Below are 1425 nucleotides of genomic sequence, written 5' to 3'. Positions count from 1 at the left end.
TTCGAGTTCTTTTCTGTCTGTGCATCAGTGTAACTAAAAACTCAAACAAAATGTGTGACGACGATGTTGCGGCTCTTGTCGTTGACAATGGTTCCGGTATGTGCAAAGCCGGTTTCGCTGGGGACGATGCCCCACGTGCCGTATTCCCATCCATCGTGGGTCGCCCCAGGCATCAGGGTGTCATGGTCGGTATGGGACAAAAGGACTCATACGTAGGAGATGAAGCCCAAAGCAAAAGAGGTATCCTCACATTGAAATACCCCATTGAACACGGTATCATCACCAACTGGGATGATATGGAAAAGATCTGGCATCACACCTTCTACAATGAACTCCGTGTAGCCCCAGAAGAACACCCCGTCCTCCTTACTGAAGCTCCATTGAACCCCAAGGCTAACAGGGAAAAGATGACCCAAATCATGTTTGAAACCTTCAACACCCCTGCCATGTATGTTGCCATCCAAGCTGTACTTTCTCTGTACGCTTCCGGTCGTACCACTGGTATTGTCTTGGACTCTGGAGATGGTGTATCTCACACTGTACCAATCTATGAAGGTTACGCTCTCCCCCATGCCATCCTCCGTTTGGACTTGGCTGGTCGTGACTTGACCGACTACCTCATGAAGATCCTTACTGAAAGGGGTTACTCATTCACCACCACCGCTGAAAGGGAAATCGTTCGTGACATCAAGGAAAAACTTTGCTATGTTGCCCTGGACTTCGAACAAGAAATGGCCACCGCTGCTGCCTCCACCTCCTTGGAAAAATCCTATGAACTTCCTGACGGTCAGGTCATCACCATCGGTAACGAAAGATTCCGTTGCCCTGAAGCTCTCTTCCAACCCTCATTCTTGGGTATGGAATCTGTGGGTATCCACGAAACCGTCTACAACTCCATCATGAAGTGCGACGTTGACATCCGTAAGGACTTGTACGCCAACACCGTACTCTCCGGTGGTACCACCATGTACCCTGGTATTGCTGNACGAAACCGTCTACAACTCCATCATGAAGTGCGACGTTGACATCCGTAAGGACTTGTACGCCAACACCGTACTCTCTGGTGGTACCACCATGTACCCTGGTATTGCTGACCGTATGCAGAAGGAAATCACCGCCCTCGCTCCATCAACCATCAAGATCAAGATCATCGCTCCCCCAGAAAGGAAATACTCCGTCTGGATCGGAGGATCCATCTTGGCCTCCCTGTCCACTTTCCAACAAATGTGGATCTCCAAACAAGAATACGACGAATCCGGCCCTGGAATTGTCCACCGCAAATGCTTCTAAGTCAATTAATTCTAATTTTACACCTAATATCAACATGTTGTTATACTGTATTGTACTTAAAATCTTTTTTATTGTTGCGACATTGGATGCACTGCCATCAAACAGACAAAGAACCGAATATCTACAAGAACTCAG

Annotated in this window: 2 protein-coding genes; both read left to right on the top strand. The window is 48.0% G+C overall.

Annotated features, from left to right (window positions below):
- The first annotated feature begins 50 nt into the window (after positions 1–50).
- Complete coding sequence (locus IEJ02_RS51580; RefSeq protein WP_498067147.1) at positions 51–1025, top strand: hypothetical protein; 975 nt, start codon at positions 51–53, stop codon at positions 1023–1025.
- Positions 1009–1290: a hypothetical protein gene (locus tag IEJ02_RS51575; RefSeq protein WP_191070498.1), complete on the top strand. Its 282-nt coding sequence runs from the start codon at positions 1009–1011 to the stop codon at positions 1288–1290. Before IEJ02_RS51580 ends, IEJ02_RS51575 begins: the two co-directional genes overlap by 17 nt.
- The last annotated feature ends 135 nt before the right edge of the window (positions 1291–1425 follow it).

It is taken from the genome of Streptomyces sp. 5-10 (genome assembly GCF_014712245.1).
Classification (GTDB): Bacteria; Actinomycetota; Actinomycetes; order Streptomycetales; family Streptomycetaceae; genus Streptomyces; species Streptomyces violaceusniger.
The sequence above is the reverse complement of the archived record's forward strand: the minus strand, read 5'-3'. Positions and strand labels throughout refer to the sequence as shown.